The organism is Mycobacterium colombiense (assembly GCF_001665835.1).
GTDB classification, from domain to species: domain Bacteria; phylum Actinomycetota; class Actinomycetes; order Mycobacteriales; family Mycobacteriaceae; genus Mycobacterium; species Mycobacterium colombiense_A.
The window spans coordinates 134,374-154,291 of record NZ_LZSX01000014.1 but is presented as its reverse complement, the minus strand read 5'-3'; the positions used below and the strand labels follow the sequence as shown (position 1 = coordinate 154,291).

General features: G+C 67.5%; 19 protein-coding genes. 14 read left to right on the top strand and 5 right to left on the bottom strand.

Annotated elements, in window-relative coordinates:
* Positions 1–245 precede the first annotated feature (245 nt).
* Together A5760_RS03565 and A5760_RS03560 are read right to left on the bottom strand one after the other, a co-directional pair.
* Positions 246–794, bottom strand: a complete 549-nt coding sequence (locus tag A5760_RS03565) for a hypothetical protein (RefSeq protein ID WP_064877787.1) — start codon at positions 792–794, stop codon at positions 246–248.
* Positions 795–824: 30 nt separating this feature from the next.
* Positions 825–1,406, bottom strand: a complete 582-nt coding sequence (locus A5760_RS03560) for a VOC family protein (protein WP_064877727.1) — start codon at positions 1,404–1,406, stop codon at positions 825–827.
* Between the two features lie 186 nt (positions 1,407–1,592).
* Here A5760_RS03560 and A5760_RS03555 point away from each other — a divergent pair, with 186 nt between their 5' ends.
* The 5 genes from A5760_RS03555 to A5760_RS03540 all read left to right on the top strand — a co-directional run bounded on the left by A5760_RS03555 (position 1,593) and on the right by A5760_RS03540 (position 6,986).
* Positions 1,593–2,138, top strand: coding sequence for a TetR/AcrR family transcriptional regulator (locus tag A5760_RS03555; protein WP_196771974.1), 546 nt, complete (start codon positions 1,593–1,595; stop codon positions 2,136–2,138).
* Positions 2,139–2,152: 14 nt separating this feature from the next.
* On the top strand, positions 2,153–3,283 hold the full coding sequence (locus A5760_RS03550) for an alpha/beta hydrolase (protein WP_155764184.1): 1,131 nt from the start codon (positions 2,153–2,155) through the stop codon (positions 3,281–3,283).
* Between the two features lie 133 nt (positions 3,284–3,416).
* Positions 3,417–5,618 (top strand): acyl-CoA dehydrogenase, encoded by a 2,202-nt coding sequence (locus A5760_RS03545; protein WP_064877724.1) that lies wholly within the window; start codon positions 3,417–3,419, stop codon positions 5,616–5,618.
* 266 nt (positions 5,619–5,884) lie between these two features.
* Complete coding sequence (locus A5760_RS26530) at positions 5,885–6,148, top strand: hypothetical protein (protein ID WP_155764183.1); 264 nt, start codon at positions 5,885–5,887, stop codon at positions 6,146–6,148.
* Positions 6,149–6,620: 472 nt separating this feature from the next.
* Positions 6,621–6,986 (top strand): hypothetical protein, encoded by a 366-nt coding sequence (locus A5760_RS03540; protein WP_064877786.1) that lies wholly within the window; start codon positions 6,621–6,623, stop codon positions 6,984–6,986.
* Between the two features lie 36 nt (positions 6,987–7,022).
* Here the strand turns inward: A5760_RS03540 and fadD2 are convergent, their stop codons facing one another.
* The gene (gene fadD2 / locus A5760_RS03535) at positions 7,023–8,702 is read right to left on the bottom strand and encodes a long-chain-fatty-acid--CoA ligase FadD2 (protein ID WP_064877784.1); all 1,680 of its coding nucleotides are present in this window, start codon (positions 8,700–8,702) and stop codon (positions 7,023–7,025) included.
* 57 nt (positions 8,703–8,759) lie between these two features.
* Here fadD2 and A5760_RS03530 point away from each other — a divergent pair, with 57 nt between their 5' ends.
* Positions 8,760–10,028, top strand: coding sequence for a DNA polymerase domain-containing protein (locus A5760_RS03530; RefSeq protein ID WP_064877723.1), 1,269 nt, complete (start codon positions 8,760–8,762; stop codon positions 10,026–10,028).
* Positions 10,029–10,040: 12 nt separating this feature from the next.
* Here the strand turns inward: A5760_RS03530 and A5760_RS03525 are convergent, their stop codons facing one another.
* The gene (locus tag A5760_RS03525; RefSeq protein WP_064877722.1) at positions 10,041–11,432 is read right to left on the bottom strand and encodes an MFS transporter; all 1,392 of its coding nucleotides are present in this window, start codon (positions 11,430–11,432) and stop codon (positions 10,041–10,043) included.
* Between the two features lie 197 nt (positions 11,433–11,629).
* On the opposite strand from A5760_RS03525, the gene A5760_RS03520 reads away from it, so the two are divergent.
* The 8 genes from A5760_RS03520 to A5760_RS03485 all read left to right on the top strand — a co-directional run bounded on the left by A5760_RS03520 (position 11,630) and on the right by A5760_RS03485 (position 19,532).
* Positions 11,630–12,214 (top strand): TetR family transcriptional regulator, encoded by a 585-nt coding sequence (locus A5760_RS03520; protein WP_064877721.1) that lies wholly within the window; start codon positions 11,630–11,632, stop codon positions 12,212–12,214.
* Between the two features lie 57 nt (positions 12,215–12,271).
* Positions 12,272–13,276, top strand: coding sequence for an ABC transporter substrate-binding protein (locus A5760_RS03515; RefSeq protein WP_064877720.1), 1,005 nt, complete (start codon positions 12,272–12,274; stop codon positions 13,274–13,276).
* Positions 13,277–13,388: 112 nt separating this feature from the next.
* Positions 13,389–14,063, top strand: coding sequence for a 5-oxoprolinase subunit B family protein (locus A5760_RS03510; protein ID WP_064877719.1), 675 nt, complete (start codon positions 13,389–13,391; stop codon positions 14,061–14,063).
* 145 nt (positions 14,064–14,208) lie between these two features.
* Positions 14,209–15,120, top strand: coding sequence for a 5-oxoprolinase/urea amidolyase family protein (locus A5760_RS03505; RefSeq protein WP_064877718.1), 912 nt, complete (start codon positions 14,209–14,211; stop codon positions 15,118–15,120).
* Between the two features lie 469 nt (positions 15,121–15,589).
* Positions 15,590–16,987 carry an MFS transporter gene (locus A5760_RS03500; protein ID WP_196771973.1) on the top strand — a complete coding sequence of 466 codons (1,398 nt, stop codon included), beginning with the start codon at positions 15,590–15,592 and terminating at the stop codon, positions 16,985–16,987.
* Positions 16,988–17,076: 89 nt separating this feature from the next.
* Positions 17,077–18,237 carry a uroporphyrinogen-III synthase gene (locus A5760_RS03495; RefSeq protein ID WP_155764190.1) on the top strand — a complete coding sequence of 387 codons (1,161 nt, stop codon included), beginning with the start codon at positions 17,077–17,079 and terminating at the stop codon, positions 18,235–18,237.
* Positions 18,228–19,001, top strand: a complete 774-nt coding sequence (locus tag A5760_RS03490) for a sirohydrochlorin chelatase (RefSeq protein WP_064877716.1) — start codon at positions 18,228–18,230, stop codon at positions 18,999–19,001. Before A5760_RS03495 ends, A5760_RS03490 begins: the two co-directional genes overlap by 10 nt.
* A gap of 78 nt (positions 19,002–19,079) precedes the next feature.
* Positions 19,080–19,532: a hypothetical protein gene (locus A5760_RS03485; RefSeq protein ID WP_064877715.1), complete on the top strand. Its 453-nt coding sequence runs from the start codon at positions 19,080–19,082 to the stop codon at positions 19,530–19,532.
* A gap of 16 nt (positions 19,533–19,548) precedes the next feature.
* Here A5760_RS03485 and nirD read toward each other — a convergent pair whose 3' ends face one another.
* Positions 19,549–19,917 (bottom strand): nitrite reductase small subunit NirD, encoded by a 369-nt coding sequence (gene nirD / locus A5760_RS03480; RefSeq protein WP_064877714.1) that lies wholly within the window; start codon positions 19,915–19,917, stop codon positions 19,549–19,551.
* Between the last annotated feature and the right edge of the window lies 1 nt (position 19,918).

The following is a 19,918-nucleotide window of genomic DNA, read 5'->3' as shown; positions in this document are numbered from 1 at the left end:
TTTCGCGGTTTTACGAAGACTCGCATTTCTCCCGCGCGATCGTCTCCGCGGCGGTAACCTGCTTGGCTTACCGGTCGCATGGCCGCCCCGATGGGTGGCGCATGCGTACCAAAAAGTATCCAGCCACGGACGGTTTGTCGCCGATTCGCCTGTCCGCGTCTAGAACTCGGGATAGCGTTGATAGGCCCGTTCGCGGGGCCGGCATGGCCTCGAACCCGAGCGGCTCGAGCCAAACCCGCCCCGCATCACGGGAACAGCGGCAGCTGCCACAGCCGCATGCCGGGGTGCAGCAGCCACAACCGCTGCATGGTCAGCCGCAAGATACGGACCGCGCTGGTGATCATGAAGATCGCCAGCGGCACCTCGATCAGCAGCGCCGTGATCACCGACAGCCAGATGTCCTTGGGTCCGGCGGTCATCAGGTCGAACCACGCGTCGCAGATCAACAGCACCCCGGTGGTGAAGGCGGCGAGCACCAGCAACTGACGACGCAGGTACCCGAGCACCGCCGTCGTCAACATGAACCCGACCAGCAGCACGTCGAATCCGACCCAGGTGATGGGCCAGTTGTGCGCAACGTAGTTCTCCGGCAGCGTCACCGACAGATACCCCAGCCACGGGACCATCGCCATGGAGCCACCGACCATCAGGCTGAGCCGGATGCGCCGCACCCGCGCCAGGAACTCCGGGTCGATCACGTCACCCAGCGGCTGCTCCAGCCGGGTGATCAGTTCCCGCCGCTGCTCGGGCGTCAGCGCCGCGATCTGCGCGTCGGTCAGAATGCCGTCGGTCATGAAAACATCCTCCGGCTCGGCCCGGTCCAATCAGTGGGCGGCACCCACCGGGGGCCGCCGGTCCGCCGCGGTCCTCGGCACCGCCTGGGCGTCGCCGCTCTCGAATTCCTTCACCCAGCAAGCGAATTCAAGGGTAATGCCGTCCGGATCCTGGAAGTAGAACGAGCGCACGTAGACGCCGGGATGCACGATCGCGGACACCTGCATGGGGCTTTCGTCGTGGTTGAGCACCGGCCCGACCCGCACCCCCTTGTCCTTGAGGAGCTGGCGGTAGGCGTCGAACTTCTCGGCCGGCACGTGGAAGGCGAGATGGTTCATGGTGCTGACTGCGCTGGTGATGTCGCCGATGCCCGGGATGGCGCCCGGCGACGAGATCCTCGGCACCCGGTCGGGGGCGTCGGCGAACCAGAAGAAGGCGACACAGTCGCCGTTGCCGGCGTCGAAGAAGAAGTGCTGGCCGTCGCCGCCGGGTAGGTCCAGCGATTTGATCAGCGGCATGCCGAGGATGTTGCTGTAGAAGTCCACGGTTTTAGCCATGTCCGAACACACCAGGGCGACATGGTTGATCCCGCCGAGCTCGAATTCCGTGTTGGTGTTGTGCGGCTTGATCATCTGGTGGCTCCCCTCGGTCCCCGGCTTGACGATCCTGGCCAAGATCCAAATCTGAATCTAACATCAGTTTCAGTTCTGGCCCAGGGAGGTGCGCAGGTGTCGACCGCGGCGTCCCCTGCTGGCCGGGCCGGCCGGCCCGCCGAACTTCCCACCGCTCGCGGCAGGCGCACCCAGGCCGCCATCGACATGGCCGCCCGGACCGTCATCGCGCGCAAGGGCGTCCTCGCCACGACCATCGCCGACATCGCCGCGGAAGCCGGACGTTCGGCGGCATCGTTCTACAACTACTACGACTCCAAAGAGGCGATGGTGCGCCAGTGGGCGCTGCGCTTCCGCGACGAGGCCAACGAGCGCGCGCTGTCGGTAACCGAACACGGTCTGTCCGAGCGGGAGCGGGCCCACGCCGCGGCCGCCGCGCACTGGCACACCTACCGCCACCGACTCGCCGAGGTGATCAGCGTGTCGCAGCTGGCGATGGTCAACGACGACTTCGCCCAATACTGGGCCGAGATCTGCGAGATACCAATCTCTTTCATCGCCGAGTCGGTGCGGCGGGCCCAGGCCGAGGGCTATTGCCGCGACGACGATCCTCGGCTGATCGCCGAGGCCATCGTGGCGATGTTCAACCAGTTCTGCTACATCCAACTCGGTGGGGCCCGTGCGGCGGAACCCGACGACCAGGCCTGCATCCAGACCCTGGCCAACATCTACTACCGGGCCATCTATGCGTAAGGGGGACCGCTGAATTGACTCGTCATACCGGTGCCGGAGTGATCCGCGAATTCATCGGACTGCCGTCGCCCACCGCGGGGCGCGCGGGCGCGGGCGGGCACCCGTGCCAGGGGCTGTATCACCGGGCGGTGGGCCGCAAACCGAAAGTGGCGATGATCGCCACGCACTACCAGATCGACTTCTCCGAGCACTATCTCGCCGACTACATGGCCACGCGCGGCGTCGGTTTTCTGGGCTGGAACACCAGGTTTCGCGGCTTCGAAAGCAACTTCCTGCTCGACCACGCGCTGGTCGACATCGGCGTCGGGGTGCGCTGGCTGCGCGAGGTGCAGGGCGTGGATACCGTGGTGCTGTTGGGCAATTCGGGTGGCGGCTCGTTGATGGCCGCCTACCAGTCGCAGGCGGTCGAACCGAACGTCACCCCACTGGACGGGATGCGCCCGGCGACCGGGCTGACCGAATTGCCACCAGCCGACGGCTACGTGGCCACCGCCGCCCATCCCGGGCGCCCGGAGGTGCTCACCGCCTGGATGGACGCCGCCGTCGTCGACGAGAACGACCCGGTGGCCACCGACGCCGACCTCGACCTGTTCAACGAGCGCAATGGCCCGCCGTACTCGCCGGACTTCCTCGCCCGCTACCGCAGCGCGCAGACCGCGCGCAACCACGCGATCACCGACTGGGCCGAAACCGAGCTCAAACGCGTTCGCGCGGCGGGGTTTTCCGATCGCCCGTTTTCCGTGATGCGGACCTGGGCCGATCCGCGCATGGTCGACCCCGGCATCGAGCCCACCAAGCGGCAACCCAACATGTGCTACGCGGGCGTCCCGGCCAAGGCGAACCGCTCGGCGCACGGGATCGCGGCGGCCTGCACGCTGCGCAACTGGCTGAGCATGTGGAGCCTGCGGGTGGCCCAGACCCGCGCCGAACCGCATCTGGCCCGGATCAGCTGTCCCGCCCTGGTGATCAACGCCGAGGCCGACACCGGGGTGTTTCCCTCTGACGCCCAACGCATTTTCGACGCGCTCGCCGGCACCGACAAGACGCAGGCCGCGGTGGAAACCGACCACTACTTCACCACCCCTGGAGCGCGCGGCGAGCAGGCCGACGTGATCACCCGATGGATCAGCAAGCGGTGGCGCTGAGAGTTCTCGCGCAATTCGTCGCGGGTGTCTGCGCGACGGACAGCCGCCGACCCGTGTCGTCAACCAACCGACTGGTTGTTAGCTTGGAAGCTACTGGGCCGAAACGGCCTCCTGCAGCAACGGAAGGCGACCAATGCCGATCGCGATAAATCCCGAGCATCAAGACCTGGCCGATTCCGTGCGATCACTGGTCGCGCGCATCGCGCCGTCCGAGACGCTGCATGCGGCCATGGAGACACCGATAGATAATCCCCCGCCGTACTGGCAGGCCGCGGCCGACCAGGGACTGCACGGTGTCCATCTCGCCGAATCCGTCGGCGGGCAGGGCTTCGGCATTCTCGAGTTGGCCATCGTGCTGGCCGAATTCGGTTACGGTGCGGTGCCGGGGCCGTTCGTGCCGTCGGCGATCGCCAGTGCCCTGATCTCCGCGCACGACCCGGACGCGAAGGTGCTCTCCGAGCTGGCGTCGGGCGCCGAAATCGCCTCCTACGGCCTGAATTGCTGTGCGCTGACCGCGACCCGGCAAGGCAATTCGCTGGTGATCCGCGGCGAGGTCCGTGCGGTGCCCGCCGCGGCGCAGGCCACGCTGCTGGTGTTGCCGGTCGCGATCGACAGCGGTGAGGCGTGGGTGGTGCTGCGCGCCGACCAGCTCGAGATCGAGCCGGTGAAGAGCCTGGACCCGCTGCGCCCCATCGCCGATGTGCGGGCCAACGCCGTCGAGGTCGGCGAGGACGTCGTGCTGACGAACCTGAGCATGGCGACGGCGCACGCGGTGATGACCACGCTGCTGTCCGCCGAGGCCATCGGTGTGGCGCGCTGGGCGACGGACACGGCCTCGCACTACGCCAAGATCCGTGAGCAGTTCGGCCGTCCGATCGGCCAGTTCCAGGCGATCAAACACAAGTGCGCCGAGATGATCGCCGACACCGAGCGGGCCACCGCGGCCGTGTGGGATGCCGCCCGCGCGATCGACGAGGCCCGCGAAAATGGTTGGGACACAGCCGGTTCACACGTCGACTTCGCGGCCGCCGTCGCGGCGACGCTGGCGCCCGCGGCCGCCCAGCGCTGCGCCCAGGACTGCATTCAGGTGCACGGCGGGATCGGCTTCACCTGGGAACACGACGCAGGCGTGTACTACCGCCGGGCACTGATGTTGGCCGCCTCCTTCGGCCGCAGTTCGGACTACCCGCAGAAGGTCGTCGACACCGCCACCACCACCGGCATGCGCGCGGTGGACATCGACCTCGACCCCGACACCGAGAAGCTGCGGGCGGAGATCCGGGCGGAGGTTGCCGCGCTCAAGGAGATCGGGCGGGAGCAGCGCAGGGTCGCCATCGCCGAGGGAGGTTGGGTACTCCCCTACCTCCCCAAGCCGTGGGGCCGGGCCGCGGGCCCGGTGGAGCAGATCATCATCGCCCAGGAGTTCGCCTCCGGGCGGGTCAAGCGGCCGCAGACGGGGATCGCGACCTGGATCGTCCCGTCGATCGTGGCGTTCGGGACCGAGGAGCAAAAGCAGCGGTTCCTGCCGCCGACCTTTCGCGGCGAGATGATCTGGTGCCAGCTGTTTTCCGAGCCGGGCGCCGGATCGGATCTGGCCGGCCTCACCACCAAGGCCACCCGGACCGACGGCGGCTGGCGCATCACCGGCCAGAAGATCTGGACCACCGCCGCGCAGTTCTCGCAGTGGGGCGCGCTACTGGCCAGAACTGACCCCAGCGCCCCGAAACACGCTGGCATCACATATTTCCTGTTGGACATGAAGAGCGAGGGCGTCGACGTCAAGCCACTGCGCGAGCTCACCGGCAACGCCATGTTCAACACCGTCTACATCGATGACGTGTTCGTGCCCGACGAGTGTGTGCTCGGTGAGGTCAACCGGGGCTGGGAGGTCAGCCGCAACACCCTGACCGCGGAGCGCGTGTCGATCGGCAGCAGCGAGGCGAACTTCCTGGCCACGCTGGCCCAGTTCGTCGAGTTCGTTCGTGACGGGCACTTCGATCAGATTGCACAGCACCGAGCGGGCCAATTGATCGCCGAGGGCCACGCGGCCAAGGTGCTCAACCTGCGCTCGACCCTGTTGACGCTGGCCGGTGGGGACGCCATGCCGTCGGCGGCGATCTCCAAGTTGCTGTCCATGCGTACCGGCCAGGGTTACGCCGAATTCGCGGTCTCGTCGTTCGGCACCGATGCCGCGATCGGCGACCCCGACCAACTACCCGGCAAATGGGGCGAATACCTGTTGGCCAGCCGTGCCACCACGATTTACGGCGGCACCTCCGAGGTGCAGCTGAACATCATCGCCGAACGGCTACTGGGCCTGCCCCGCGACCCGTAAGGCGCCGCGGAAAAAGGGCCCAAAACAGGGCCATGCCGACCTGACTACGTCAGGCCGGCATGGTTCCCCCCATGCGCGGTCGGCCACCCCGAGGGTTGGCGTGTCGGCGATGACCCCTACCGCGCGGAGATGGTGATCACCACCACCAGTTCCACCAGTGCTGGGGGCCCCAATAGCCACCGCCACGGCCCCAGTTGCCGTGCCCCCAATTGCCATTTCCCCGACCATCATGGCCGCCCCATCCGCGACCGCCGGGGCGATCGGGGATGAAGCCCGGTCCGCTGTGCGGCCCAGCACTGGCGAAGCTGGTGGTGGCTGCGGGCGCAGGAGCGGCCTGGGCCATGGGGGCGCCGCTGAAAAGCAGCGCGCCGGCCACAGCCCCGGCACCTAGGACACCTGCGGCCGCGCCGCATAATGATCGCCCGAAGATCATCGAAGTTTTCCTTTCCAACCGCTTGCCGCCCGATACCAAAAACGGTAGTTGGACATTTCTGAGCAAACAAGGGCAATTCGCTATCTGGCCATTGTGAATTGGATAACAACAGCGCCGTGCCGGCCAATAATCGGTTTCATTCTTGACGCGTATTTACGTAATTCATTTATTTGCAAATACTGACGACGCGGTTGTGCCACAGTCGTTCTAGCAGTTCAATAGCCGTCTACTGATGTACTGGTCCACGGATCCCGTACCTACTGATGTCAGACTTTCCGTATTAACAGATATTCTGACTGGCGAGCTTTTCGAGAAGAACAAGCCGCGCCATTGGCGTACGCCGAAAAGTCGCATGGCGAGCAAATAGCTACTTTCGCGTATTTGCGAGACGATCTGCGGCGCGAAGGCGCTGTGGCGCCGCGCAACTGCGCTCCCACCCGCGGGGTGCCGACTGGGAGGCGGGCGGCCCGGCAACGCGACTTACGCTGGCGTCGGTGACAGAATCAGTATTGACACAACGGCACCGAGCGCTGATTTACTGATTGGCACTCACGGAGGAAGACACCGAAGTGAACTTCAACAGCAGCCACAGCGGACCCAGCGCCGGAGCCTTTCGCGCCCCCAACTCGGCCGCCGGGCCCTCCGGAGACGCCGCCCCCACCGAGCGTCTCACCAGTCTCGGGCAGCAGGGTGGCCCGCGGATCGCCAGCCGGCCGGCGGCCGGGCAGCAGGGACGCACCCAGCGGACGCGTCGAACCGTCGACCTGCCGGCGGCCACTCACCGGGCGCTCGACATCTGGCAGCGGGAGGCGGCGGACCGTTTGGGAGTCGCCCGGGTGACCGGGCAAGAAGTCCTCACCGCGCTCATCGACCAACTTCTGGTCGACCCCAAGCTGACGGCACAGGTCACCCGCGCCATCAAAGACCGCCGCTGAACCCGCCCATCAGGCGAGGCCCGCTGGACCAACGGGCTAGTCGACGTCCATTTCGCGCAACTCGCGCTTGAGGACCTTGCCGGTGGGGTTGCGCGGCAGCTCATCGAGGAAGACCACCTCACGCGGCACCTTGTAGCGGGCCAGGTGGTCGCGCACGTAGTGCTTGACGGTGTCCTCATCGAGGTCGGCGCCGTCCTTCTTCACCACGAAGGCGCGCAGGCGGTGGCCCCATTCCTTGTCTTCGACGCCGATCGCGGTGGCCTCCACGACGTCGGGATGGCCGCTGATCAGGTCTTCGACCTCGGCCGGGAAGACGTTCTCGCCGCCGGAGACGATCATCTCGTCGTCGCGCCCGCTGATGTACAGCAGGCCGTTCTCGTCGAAGTAGCCCACGTCGCCCGAGGACAACAGCCCGTCGATGATCTGCTTCTTACCCCCGCCGGTGTAGCCCTCGAACGGGAAGGCGTTGCCGACGAAGATGCGGCCGACGTCGCCCTGGGGCAACTCCTTGCCGTTGTCGTCGTAGATCTTGACCTTTACGCCCTTGACCACCGGGCCGACGGTCGACGAGTTGTACTCCAAGTGCTTGGGCTCGGCGATCGTCGCAAACGCGATCTCGGTCGAGCCGTACATGTTGTAGATGACCGGTCCCAGGTCCTTGAGGCCTCGTTCCGCCAGGTCGGCGCCCAGCGCTGATCCGGAGACGAACACGATCTTCAGGCTGGACAGGTCGGGCTTCTTGTCCAGCTTCTCGAGCGCGTCGAGGATCCGCGACAACATCACCGGGACGACGACCATCGCGGTCACCTTGTGCTTCTCGATGTCTTCCAGCACGTGGGGCGGCTTGAACTTCCGGCGCAGCACCAGAGTCGAGCCCAAAAACATCGCGATCGTGCCGTGCAGGAAACCCAGCGCGTGGAACATCGGTGCGGGCAGCGACGTCACCTCGCCGGCCTTGAACGGAACGTGCGACAGGATGCCGCCGATCGGCGCCAGCGTCGGCGGGGTGCTGCGGTTCGCGCCCTTGGGGGTGCCGGTGGTCCCGCTGGTCAAAATGATGATCGACGAGTGTTTGCTTGCCTTGGGCGCGGGCTTCTTGTCGCTGCGCTCGATCAAGTCGGCCAGCGTGTCGTCCTTGCTGGCCGACTTCTCGTCGCTGTCCGGGTTGGTGCCCAACGCGCGGAGCATGCCCAATTCCGGCGAGGCTTTGCTGACCGCCTTGGTGTACTCGTCGTCGTAAATGATCAGCTTGGCGCCCTCGCGCTCCGACACCTCCTTGATCTGCGGACCCGAGAACTCGCTGTTGAGCAGGATGATGCGGGCGCCCACCCGCGCGGCGCCGAAGTAGGCGATCAAAAACCAGCGGGTGTTGCGGGCCAGGATGGCGACGCCATCGCCGCCCTTGACGCCCTTCTCGATCAGCCCGTTGGCCACCGCGTGCGCCGCCTCGTCGAGCTCCCGGTAGGAGAATTCGCCCTCTTCGTCGACGCACGCCGCGCGGTCGGGGTGACGTCTCGCGTTGAGAGACGGCAGCATGCCGAACTCTCCCCACTTGTAGATGTCGGCGGCCATCGCGGCGTAGTTCTGCGGCGGCTCGATGCGGAACGCGCCCGACTCGAAGACTTTGCGCACATAGTGCAGTTCGGCGGAGCCGCGTTCGACGTACTGCGCAACTTTTGCGGCGGCCTGACCGGGCAGGCCGAGGAGGTTAGGCATGAAATCCACCTTATGTGACGTCCGTCTCAGTACGGCCAGATTTTCTGGCGAATTAGCATGAACCACATGACCCGTCCGGTTTCGCTGGAGGTGGCCGGGCGCCAGGTCACCATCACCCATCCGGACAAGGTGATATTCCCCCGCGCGAGCACCCGTGAAACCTCGACCGGCCCGTATACCAAGCTCGACCTGGTCCGTTATTACCTGTCCGTGGCGGACGGCGCGCTGCGCGGCGTGGCCGGCCGCCCGATGATCCTGAAGCGCTTCGTCAAGGGCATCACCGAAGAGGCGGTCTTCCAGAAGCGTGCGCCGGCCAAGCGGCCGGACTGGGTGGACGTTGCCGAACTGCGTTACGCACGAGGCACTTCCGCCGCCGAGGCGGTGATCCATGACGCCGCCGGGCTGGCCTGGGCGGTCAACCTGGGCTGCGTCGACCTCAACCCGCATCCGGTGCTGGCCGACGACCTCGATCACCCCGACGAATTGCGGGTCGACCTGGATCCGATGCCAGGGGTCTCCTGGCGGCGCATCGTGGACGTCGCGCTGGTGGCGCGCGAGGTGCTCGAGGACTACGGCCTGACCGCGTGGCCTAAGACGTCGGGATCGCGCGGCTTTCACATCTACGCCCGCATCGCCCCGCGCTGGGATTTCCGCCAGGTGCGGCTGGCCGCGCAGACCGTGGCCCGCGAGGTCGAGCGACGGGTACCCGAGGCGGCGACGAGCCGCTGGTGGAAGGAAGAACGCGAGGGGGTGTTCGTCGACTTCAACCAGAACGCGAAGGACCGCACCGTCGCATCGGCGTATTCGGTGCGGGCGACCCCGGATGCCCGGGTCTCGACGCCGCTGCAGTGGGACGAGGTCGCCGGCTGCGACCCCGAGGCGTTCACCATCGACACCGTGCCCGCCCGGTTCGCCGAGATCGGTGACCCCTGGGCGGGCATGGACGACGCCATCGGCGAGCTCGACCGGCTGCTGGTGCTGGCCGAGGAGATGGGGCCGCCCGAACGCGCGCCGAAAGGGGCGGGCAAGCGCGCCGACGGCCGGCGCCAGTCCACGATGCCGCTGATCGAGATCGCCCGCACCAAGACCAAGGACGAGGCGATGGCCGCGCTGGACGTCTGGCGCGACCGCTATCCCGCGGCGGCCCGCCGGCTGGAGCCGGTCGACGTCCTGGTCGACGGGATGCGCGGGCCCAGTTCGATCTGGTACCGGATCCGGATCAACCTGCAGCACGTTCCCGAAGACCAGCGGCCACCCCAGGACGAGCTGATCGCCGACTACAGCCCCTGGGAGGGATACGGCGGAAAGCAGAAGCCGTCGAACTGACCCCGGCCGCGCCTAGATCCCCACCCGCGTGATCGCGTTGTGCTTGCGCAGGTAGCAGTACCAGGTGACGCCGAGCAGGCCGAGGAAGAACACGATGTAGAACCGCAGCGCCGGCTCGATGCTGCCGAACTCCGACTTCGACCACGCGTACGCCAGCGGAACCACGAACCCGCCGAAGGCACCCACCGCCGAGATGACGCCCAGCGCCCCGGCCGCCTGGCGGCGCATGGCCACCATGGTGTCGGGATCACCCCCGGCCAGTTCGCCCTTGATCTTGAAGATCCGCGAAATCATCCGGTAGGTCGAGCCGTTGCCGATGCCGGTCGCGACGAACAGGAACATGAAGCTCGCGAAGAAGGCCGGCAGGTTCACCGCCTTCACCGACCACAGTGCCGCCGCCGCACCGATCGCCAGCATCACGAAGCTGGCGGCGGTGATGCGGGCGCCGCCGATCCGGTCGGCCAGCTTGCCGCCGAGGGGCCGGATGACCGATCCGATGCCGGCGCCCAGGAAGGCCCATGCCAGGGCGATGTCGCCCCGCCCGAAGACCGTCTTGAGCAGGGTCGGGAAGGCGGCCGAGTAGCCGATGAACGAGCCGAAGGTGCCGATGTACAGCAGCGACATCACCCAGGTATCGGCGTGCCGCAGCGACTCCAGCACCGGCTTCACGTCGGCCTTGGCCTCGGTGAGGTTGTTCATGAACAGGAACGCGCAGACCGCGGCCACCACGGCCAGTGGTACGTAGAACAGTCCGGCGCGCGACAGCGCCATCCCGCCGCCGGCGATGACGATGGGCGGAATGATCTTCTGCACCACCGCCACGCCGATGTTGCCGCCGGCCGCGTTCAGGCCCAGCGCCCAGCCCTTGTCTTTCTCCGGGTAGAAGAACGAGATGTTGGCCATCGACGAGGCGAAGTTGCCGCCGCCGAAGCCGGCGGTCGCGGCAATCGCCACCAGCGCGCCGAACGGGAGGCCGGGATGGCTCACCGCCCATGCCAGGAGCAGGCACGGGATCAGCAGCAGCGCCGCCGAGATGGTCGTCCAGTTGCGGCCGCCGAACAGCGGCACCGCGAAGGTGTAGGGCAATCTGAGGAACGCCCCGACGCCGCTGGGGACGGCGACCAGGCACAGGGCCTGGCTGGCGGTCAGCGCCCACCCGGACGCGGCGGGGTGCCCGTGTGCCCCGGCCGTCATCTGCACCACCACGATGCTCCACAACATCCACACGCTGAACCCGACGTGCTCGGCAAAGATCGAGAAGATCAGGTTCCGGCGAGCGATCGGCTTGCCGGTCGTCTCCCAGAATTCGGGGTCTTCGGGCCGCCAGTCATCGATCCAGTGCCGTCCCGTATGACGCTCGCGCGGTGGCGCGGGCTGCGATACGGGGCCGATGGTCGTGGTCATCCGGTGGGACTCCTGAGTTGAATGAGGCGCGGGCAGTGACCACTCGACGCTAAAGACACACTGTTACCGAACTGGGTGTGCACAGTTACGCGGGCAATACGCAGAAATCGCAACGGCCCGGTCACGTTTGTCAGAAGTCTGCAACGCAACGACGCCGCGAGCCCACGGTGGCGGGTGGATGCGCGACAATCGGCGCCATGCAGGTGACTGAGGCGCCCCTGGGCCTACGAGAGCGCAAAAAGATCAAGACCCGCCGCGCCATCAGGCGCGAGGCGTTTCGCCTCATCGAGGAGAACGGCTACGCCGCGACCACGGTCGAACAGATCGCCGAGGCGGCCGACGTGTCGCCGAGCACCTTCTTCCGCTACTTCCCGTCCAAGGAATCGCTGCTGCTCGCCGACGACCTGGACCCGCTGATCCTGGACGCGTTGAAGGCCCAGCCGCGCAACCTGTCTCCGGCGCAGGCCTTCCGCCGGGCCTACGAGGCTGTCATGGCCCAACTCCCCGATGATCAGCTGGAGTTCGAGAGCACCCGGCAGCGCCTGATGTTCTCGATACCCGAGCTCAAGGCGGCGATGTACGACGAGTACTATCGCACCGTGACCGTGGCCGCCGAGGCGATCGCGCACCGGATCGGCCGTGCCGCAGACGATTTCGAAGTCCGGGTGTTCGCGGGGGCGTTGACAGGTGCCGTGATGGCCGCCTTCGACAACGCACCGAAGACCGCCGACACGATCTTTCGCGCCCTGGACTTCATGGACGCCGGCATGCCGCTGGGCTGACAGACCTCAACAGCGCGGCGATGCATCTGAGCGGGCGGAACGCGATACTCTCACGCGATGCGACAGGGATGGAATCGACGGGGATTCTTGCAGCTCGCAGGGGCTGCCGGGGTCGCCGCGATCGGCGGCGCGACCGCGTTCTCTTCGGGATGCTCGTCGCGCAAATCGGCTCCGGGAGCCACCCCGGGTTCGGTGACGGTCACCCACCTGTTCGGTGAGACCGTCATCAAGGAACCACCCAAGCGCGTCGTCAGCGCCGGCTACACCGAGCAGGACGACCTGCTCGCGGTCGGCGTGGTGCCGATCGCGGTGACCAACTGGTTCGGTGACCAGCCCTCCGCCGTCTGGCCGTGGGCCGCACCCAAACTCGGTGGCGCGCAGCCGACTGTGTTGAACCTCGACAACGGCATTCCCGTCGACCAGATCGCCGGTCTCAAACCGGACCTGATCGTGGCCGTCAACGCCGGCCTGGACGCCGACACGTATCAGAAACTGTCCGCGATCGCCCCGACCGTCGCGCAATCGGACGGCGACGCCTTCTTCGAGCCGTGGAAAGACCAGGCCACCATCATCGGCCAGGCGGTCTTCCAGGCCGACCAGATGAAGTCGCTGATCGACGGCGTCGACCAGAAGTTCACCGACATCGGCAAAAAGAATCAGCAGTGGACCGGCAAGAAGGCGCTGCTGATGCACGGCGCGCTGTGGCAGGGCACGGTCGTCGCCACCATGGCGGGCTGGCGCACGGACTTCCTGAATCAGATGGGACTGGTCATCTCCGACGCCATCAAGCCGTTCGGCACCGATCAGCGGGCCGTCATCCCCCGCGATCACATCAAATCCGTGCTCGAGTCCGCCGACGTGGTGATCTGGACGACGCGGAGCCCCGACGAGCAGAAGGCGATACTCGCCGACCCCGAGGTGGCCGGGTCGCTGACCACCGCACAGAACCGCCACATCTTCACCACCAAGGACCAGGCCGGGGCGATCGCGTTCGCCTCGCCGCTGAGCTACCCGGTCATCGCCGATCAACTGCCGCCGCTGATCACCAAGATCCTGGGCTAGCCGCGCGGGCATGCCAGGGCTGTTTGAGCGTTTGCTAAGGCAGCTCTGGCAGAGCTCGAAAATCCGTCGGCGCCCCTCGCACATGCCCCGATCCCGGGGTTACCGTCGAGTAATGAGCGTGACGGACCTTAGCGGCGACCTGGCCCACAACCTGCCGACGGAGCTGGTCGGCAACACCGTCGTGGACTACGGCGACCGCGCGCTGATGGTGCAATGCGGAAGTACCGCTGAGGTATTGGCGTGGGCGGACGCGCTGCGCGCCGCGGCGATACCGGGCGTGGTCGACGTCGTCCCGGCGGCCCGCACGGTGCTGGTGAAGCTGGACGGTCCGCGCCGCCAAGGCGTCATCCGCCAGCGGCTGCGCAAGATGGACGTCGCCGCCACCACCGACACCGCCTCGGAGCGCCGCGCCGACGTGGTCATCGACGTCGTCTACGACGGTCCGGATCTGGCCGAGGTCGCCGGCCACACCGGGCTGACCATCCCCGCGGTGATCGACGCCCACACTTCCACGCTGTGGCGGGTCGGATTCAGTGGATTCGCACCCGGTTTCGCGTATCTGGTCGACGGCGACCCGCGGCTGCGGGTGCCACGCCGCCCGGAGCCGAGGACCTCGGTGCCGGCCGGCTCCGTGGCCCTCGCCGGTGACTTCAGCGCGGTGTACCCGCGTCAGTCCCCCGGTGGCTGGCAACTCATCGGCCGGACCGGCGCGGTGCTGTGGGACCTACAGCGGTCGAACCCTGCGTTGTTGACGCAGGGCATGTGGGTGCAGTTCCGGGCCGTCTAGTCGGTGGCGGGTCGCCACCATAGCCAAGTGGCGATCGCGAGCGCGGCGCAGCCGGGCGAAGCGGGTCGCCACCATTGTTAAGTGGCGATCGCGAGCGCGGCGCAGCCGGGCGAAGCGGGTCGCCACCATAGTTAAGGAGACAACCGTGGCAATCCTGGAGATCCTCCGCACCGGACCGCTCGCCGTCGTCCAAGACCTCGGCCGCCCGGGACTGGCCCATCTGGGGGTGAGCCGGTCCGGAGCCGCCGACCGGCGCGCGCACCGGCTGGCCAACCGGCTGGTGGCAAACCCCGACGACCGCGCCACGGTGGAGGTGACGTTCGGCGGTTTCGCGGCCAGGCTGTCCGGTGGCGATGTCGACATCGCGGTGACAGGCGCCGACGCCGACCCCACCGTCAACGGAATCAAGTTCGGCACCAACAGCATTCATCATGTGCGCGACGGCGAGGTGATCGCGTTGGGCGCCCCCCGCGCCGGCCTGCGCAGCTACCTGGCGATCCGCGGTGGCATCTGCGTGGAGCCGGTGCTGGGCTCGCGCAGCTACGACGTGATGTCGGGCATCGGCCCGTCGCCACTGCAGGCCGGCGACCGGCTCCCGATCGGCGAGCACACCGACGCCTACCCCGAACTGGACCAGGCGCCGGTGGCGGCCATCACCGGCGGCGTCGTCGAGCTGTTCGCGGTGCCCGGGCCGCGCGACGACTGGTTCGTCGACCCCGACGCCCTGGTGCACACCGATTGGGTGGCGTCCGATCGCAGCGACCGGGTGGGGATGCGGTTGACCGGCCGTCCCCTGCAGCACTGCTACCCGGACCGGCAGCTGCCCAGTGAGGGTGCGACCCGCGGCGCAATTCAGGTGCCGCCCAACGGTTTACCGGTGATCCTGGGTCCCGACCATCCCGTCACGGGCGGCTACCCGGTGATCGGCGTGGTGGTCGACGAGGACGTCGACAAGATCGCCCAGGTGCGGCCCGGCCAGACGGTGCGACTGCACTGGGCGCGGCCCAGAGCTTTGGCAGGCGCCTATTCCGGCGCCGCGAGTTGGCCGTTTTCCTAACGCAATTCGTTCGCAATTCGTCGGCGCGGGAATCACAATGTAGTCCAGCTCACACGAGGCTGGGGGTATGCGTGAAATCACTTGATGGCGGCGCTCATTCGGGCTCGATGAACCGCGCGTTCGCGAACCGGTTGCCCCTCAGGGATTTACCAGATAACTGGTAAGCAACTAACAGGCGATATTGGCCCGTTCCGGTTGACCCGCTCGCGTCGTAAATGTGAGCATCGGACCGTGCGACGGGGCACGCCCCTTCATTCGGGGCGCCCAAGCGTCGAAAGCCAGCCTCCGAACAGCTTTCCCGATACCGGGCGAGCGCGGTGACCCCTGGCGTCGCGGCGGCCGGATGCGGCGGTTCGTGGGGCCTGACGAGAGGGAGCTGTATGCACTTCAACCGGTGCGATGCCGTTGGGACGCAAGCGATTTCCGCGAAGAGTGGACGCGCATGAGCGTCATGCCGAAGACAGGCCGGCTGGGGCGCAACCACCGCATCGCGGACTGGAACCCGGAAGACACGGTGGCCTGGGAGGCAGGCAACAAGAAGGTCGCCCGGCGCAACCTGCTGTGCACCATCGCCGGTGACCACGTGGCATTTTCGATCTGGACCCTGTGGCCCGTCATGGCGCTGTTCATGGCCGGGTCCGTCTACGGCTTCTCCGCTGGCGACAAGCTGCTGCTGGGCGCGGTCGCCACCCTGGTCGGCGGTTGCGTCCGGATCCCCTACACCCTGGGCATCGCCGCCTTCGGCGGCCGCGACTGGACGACGTTCTCGGCCTTTGTGCTGCTGATCCCGACGGCCGGCACGATCGTGTTGCTGGCCAATCCCGGTCTGCCCCTGTGGCCGTTCGTGCTGTGCGCCGCCCTGACCGGGCTGGGCGGCGGCAATTACGCGGCCTCGCTGGCGAACGTCAATGCCTTCTATCCGCAGCGGCTCAAGGGCGGCGCGCTGGCCGTCAACGCCGGCGTGGCCAACCTGGGGGTCGCGGTGATCCAGCTGGTCGGCCTGCTGGTGCTGGCCACCGCCGGTCACGAGGCGCCCTACTGGGTGTGCGCGGTGTACCTGGTGTTCCTGGTAGTCGTGGGCATCGCGGCCGCGTTGTGCATGGACAACGTCAACCACGGCACCCAGCTGAGCACCATGCGCAAGATCCTGTTCGAGCGCGACACGCACGTGATCTCGCTGCTCTACATCGCCACCTTCGGCTCCTGGATCGGCTTCTCCTTCGCCTTCGGGCAGGTGATGCAGGTCAACTTCGCCGAAAGCGGGGAAGGCCCCAAGCATGCCGCGCTGCACGCCGCGCAGCTCGCCTTCATCGGGCCGTTGCTGGGCTCGCTGGCGCGCATCTACGGTGGCCGGCTGGCCGACCGCCTCGGCGGCGGCCGCGTCACCCTGGGCGTGCTGGCCGGCATGACCCTGGGCGCCGGGCTCCTGGTCACCGTCAGCACCCTCGACGATCACCACGCCGCGACGCACACCGCCAGCATGCTCGGCTACGTCACCGGTTTCATGCTGCTGTTCGTCCTGTCCGGCATGGGCAACGGCTCGGTCTTCAAGCTGATCCCCTCGGTCTACGAGGCGCGCAGCCGCTCGCTGGACACGAGCGAGGACGAACGCCGTCATTGGGCCCGCGCGATGTCGGGATCGCTGATCGGCATCTGTTCGGCCGTCGGGGCGTTCGGCGGCGTGGGAATCAACCTGGCGCTGCGCCAGTCCTATCTGAGTACCGGCACGGAAACATCGGCCTACTGGGCATTTTTGGCCTCCTACGTCGTGGCGGCGATCATGACCTGGACGGTTTACGTGCGCCGTCCCGCGTCGGCCCCGGGCCTGTTGGAGCCGGCGCCGGAAACCGAGGCCGCCCGTGTGTGAGCGGACTCGCAACACGGGCAATGCCACAGCAATTGACCGGTAACGCAACCGAAACGTCGCAGGCATACACAATTCATATGGCCCCGCAACTGGCCCCACCCGACTCCGCGCCGCTCACCGGCTACCGGATCGCCGTCACGTCGGCGAACCGCGCCGAGGAGCTGTGCGCGTTGCTGCGCCGTAACGGCGCGGAGGTTTCCAGCGCCGCGGCCATCAACATCATCGCGCTGCCCGAAGACGACGAATTGCAGAAGCACACCGAAGCGGTGATCGCCCAACCCCCCGATATCTTGGTGGCGCACACCGGCATCGGCTTCCGCGGCTGGGTCGCCGCGGCCGACGGCTGGGGGCTGGCCACCCAACTGCTGGCGTCGCTTGCCAAGTCGCGGATCGTGGCCCGCGGGCCGAAGGCGACCGGTGCGCTGCGCGCCGCCGGGCTGCACGAGGAGTGGTCCCCAAAATCCGAATCGTCGCGCGAAGTCCTGCGTTACCTCCTCGAATCGGACGTCGCCGGTAAGCGGATCGCCGTCCAGCTGCACGGCGCGGCCGACGGGTGGGACCCGTTCCCGGAGTTCATCAACGGATTGCGGGCGGCGGGTGCCGAGGTGGTTCCCATCCACGTATACCGCTGGAAGCCAACGCCGGCCGGCGGCGACTTCGACCAACTCGTCGCCTCGGTGGCGCGGCGGCAATTCGACGCGGTGACCTTCACGTCGGCGCCCGCCGGCGCGGCGCTGCTGGAGCGCAGCCGCGAACTGGGCATCGAAGATCAACTGCTGCAAGCGCTTCGCAGCGACGTGCACGCGATGTGCGTCGGTCCGGTCACCGCGCAGCCATTGATCCGAGCGGGGATCCCGACGTCATCGCCCGAGCGAATGCGGTTGGGGGCGTTGGCACGTCACATCGCACAGGAGCTCCCGCCGCTGCGGTCGTGCGCCATCCGCGCGGCCGGTCACGACCTTGAGATCCGTGGAACCTGCGTGCTGGTCGACGGTTCGGTGAAGTCGCTGTCGGGATCCGGCATGGCCACCCTGCGCGCGCTGGCCCAGCGCCCGGGTGACGTCGTCGCGCGCAACGACTTGTTACGAGTGCTTCCCGGCAACAGCAATGACCCGCACGCCGTCGATACCGCAGTGCTGCGGCTGCGAACGGCGCTGGGCGACAAGAACATCGTCGCGACGGTGGTCAAGCGCGGCTACCGGCTGGCGATCGACCATATCGACCATTCGGAAGCTTCCCCATGGCACTGATCCTGGTAGCGCACGGCACCCGCAGGCCAGGTGGCGTGACGATGATCGAAGGCCTTGCGGCACAGGTGAGTACGCTTGTGCACAGCACGGTGGACGTTGCCTTCGTGGACGTGGTGGGTCCCACCCCCAGCGAGGTCCTGGTGCGCGCGAAGGACACCGACCGCCCCGCCATCGTGGTGCCCGCGTTCTTGTCGCGCGGATACCACGTCCGGGCCGATCTGCCCGCCCACGTCGAAGTCAGTGGACACCCGAATGTGATCGTCACCCCCGCACTGGGCCCGAGCGGTCAAATCGCCCGGATCGTCGGCGACCAGTTGTTGAAATGCGGTTGGCGACCGGGTGATTCGGTGATCCTGGCGGCCGCGGGGACCTCGGACGTCAAGGCGCGCACCGACTTGCACACCACCGCGACGCTGGTCTCGGCGCTGACCGGATCGCGGGTGAGCCTGGCGTTCGCGGCCACCGGCGATCCGCAACTGCCCGAGGCGGTGGACCGGGCCCGGGCCCGGACGCGACGCGTCGGCGGACGCGTCGTCGTCGCCTCATATCTACTGGCCGACGGCCTGTTCCAGCAACGGCTGCACGCCTGCGGCGCCGACCTGGTCAGTGAGCCGCTGGGCACCCATCCCGGGTTGGCACGCCTGGTCGCGAACCGATTCCGCCGGGCCCTGCCGCCGGTCCTGGCGCCCACCGCCCGGCAGTCGTCGCGCCGATCGGGCCCACACCAGCTGGCCCACGGCCGCACCGTGCGGTCCGCGCCCTAGCGCAAAACGCCTGCTGGCGAGGCGCGCCGGTGTCCGTCGTTCCTTGATCTTTGATCGCAGACGGGTGATCCTGACACCATGCCCCGCCGCGAAGAGCCGTCGCCTGGGATCCTCGACCCGGTCGCGAGGATGCTGCGGTTACCCTTTGGCACACCGGAATTCATCGACCGGATCGTCACCGGCGGGGTCAACCAGGTGGGCCGGCGGACCCTGCGCACTCTGATCACGACGTGGGACGCCGCGGGCGGCGGCCCGTTCGCGGCCAGCGCCATCGCGTCGACGGGGATGGCGAAGACCGCCGAAATCGTGCAGGGCATGTTCATCGGCCCGGTCTTTGGCCCACTGCTGAAAATCCTGGGCGCCGACAAGGTGGCGCAGCGGGCCTCGTTGTGCGCCTCACAATTGGTGGGCCTGGGCATCATGCGCTACGGCATCCGCTCCGAGCCGATGCACTCCATGTCCGTGGACGCACTCGTCGACGCAATCGGGCCGACGATGCAGCGCTACCTGGTCGGCGACATCACCCGGTGAATTCCGGCGGTCGAACTCAGGCAGCCCGCGGCTGGTAGTCGCGCGCGACCTGAACGTACCCGTCGTCGGTGATCCGCACCGGGTACACCGGCACCGAAACGGCCGGATCGTCCAGGCAGGAACCGTCTTCGAGTGAGAACGCCTGCTTCAAGATGGGCGATTGAACCGTTACGCGGCCGTCGCGGTCACCCACGATTCCGCGGGAGAGCACCGCGGCACCGGAGAACGGGTCGACGTTGCCCACCGCGTACACCGAGCCGTCGTCGAGCCGGAACAGCGCCGCCTGGGAACCGTCGTCCAGCAGCACGCCGACGCCGCGACCCGGAATGAGGTGGTCGTAAGCGCACGCGCTGGTCCACACCTGGATGTCGTTGAGAAGTGTCATG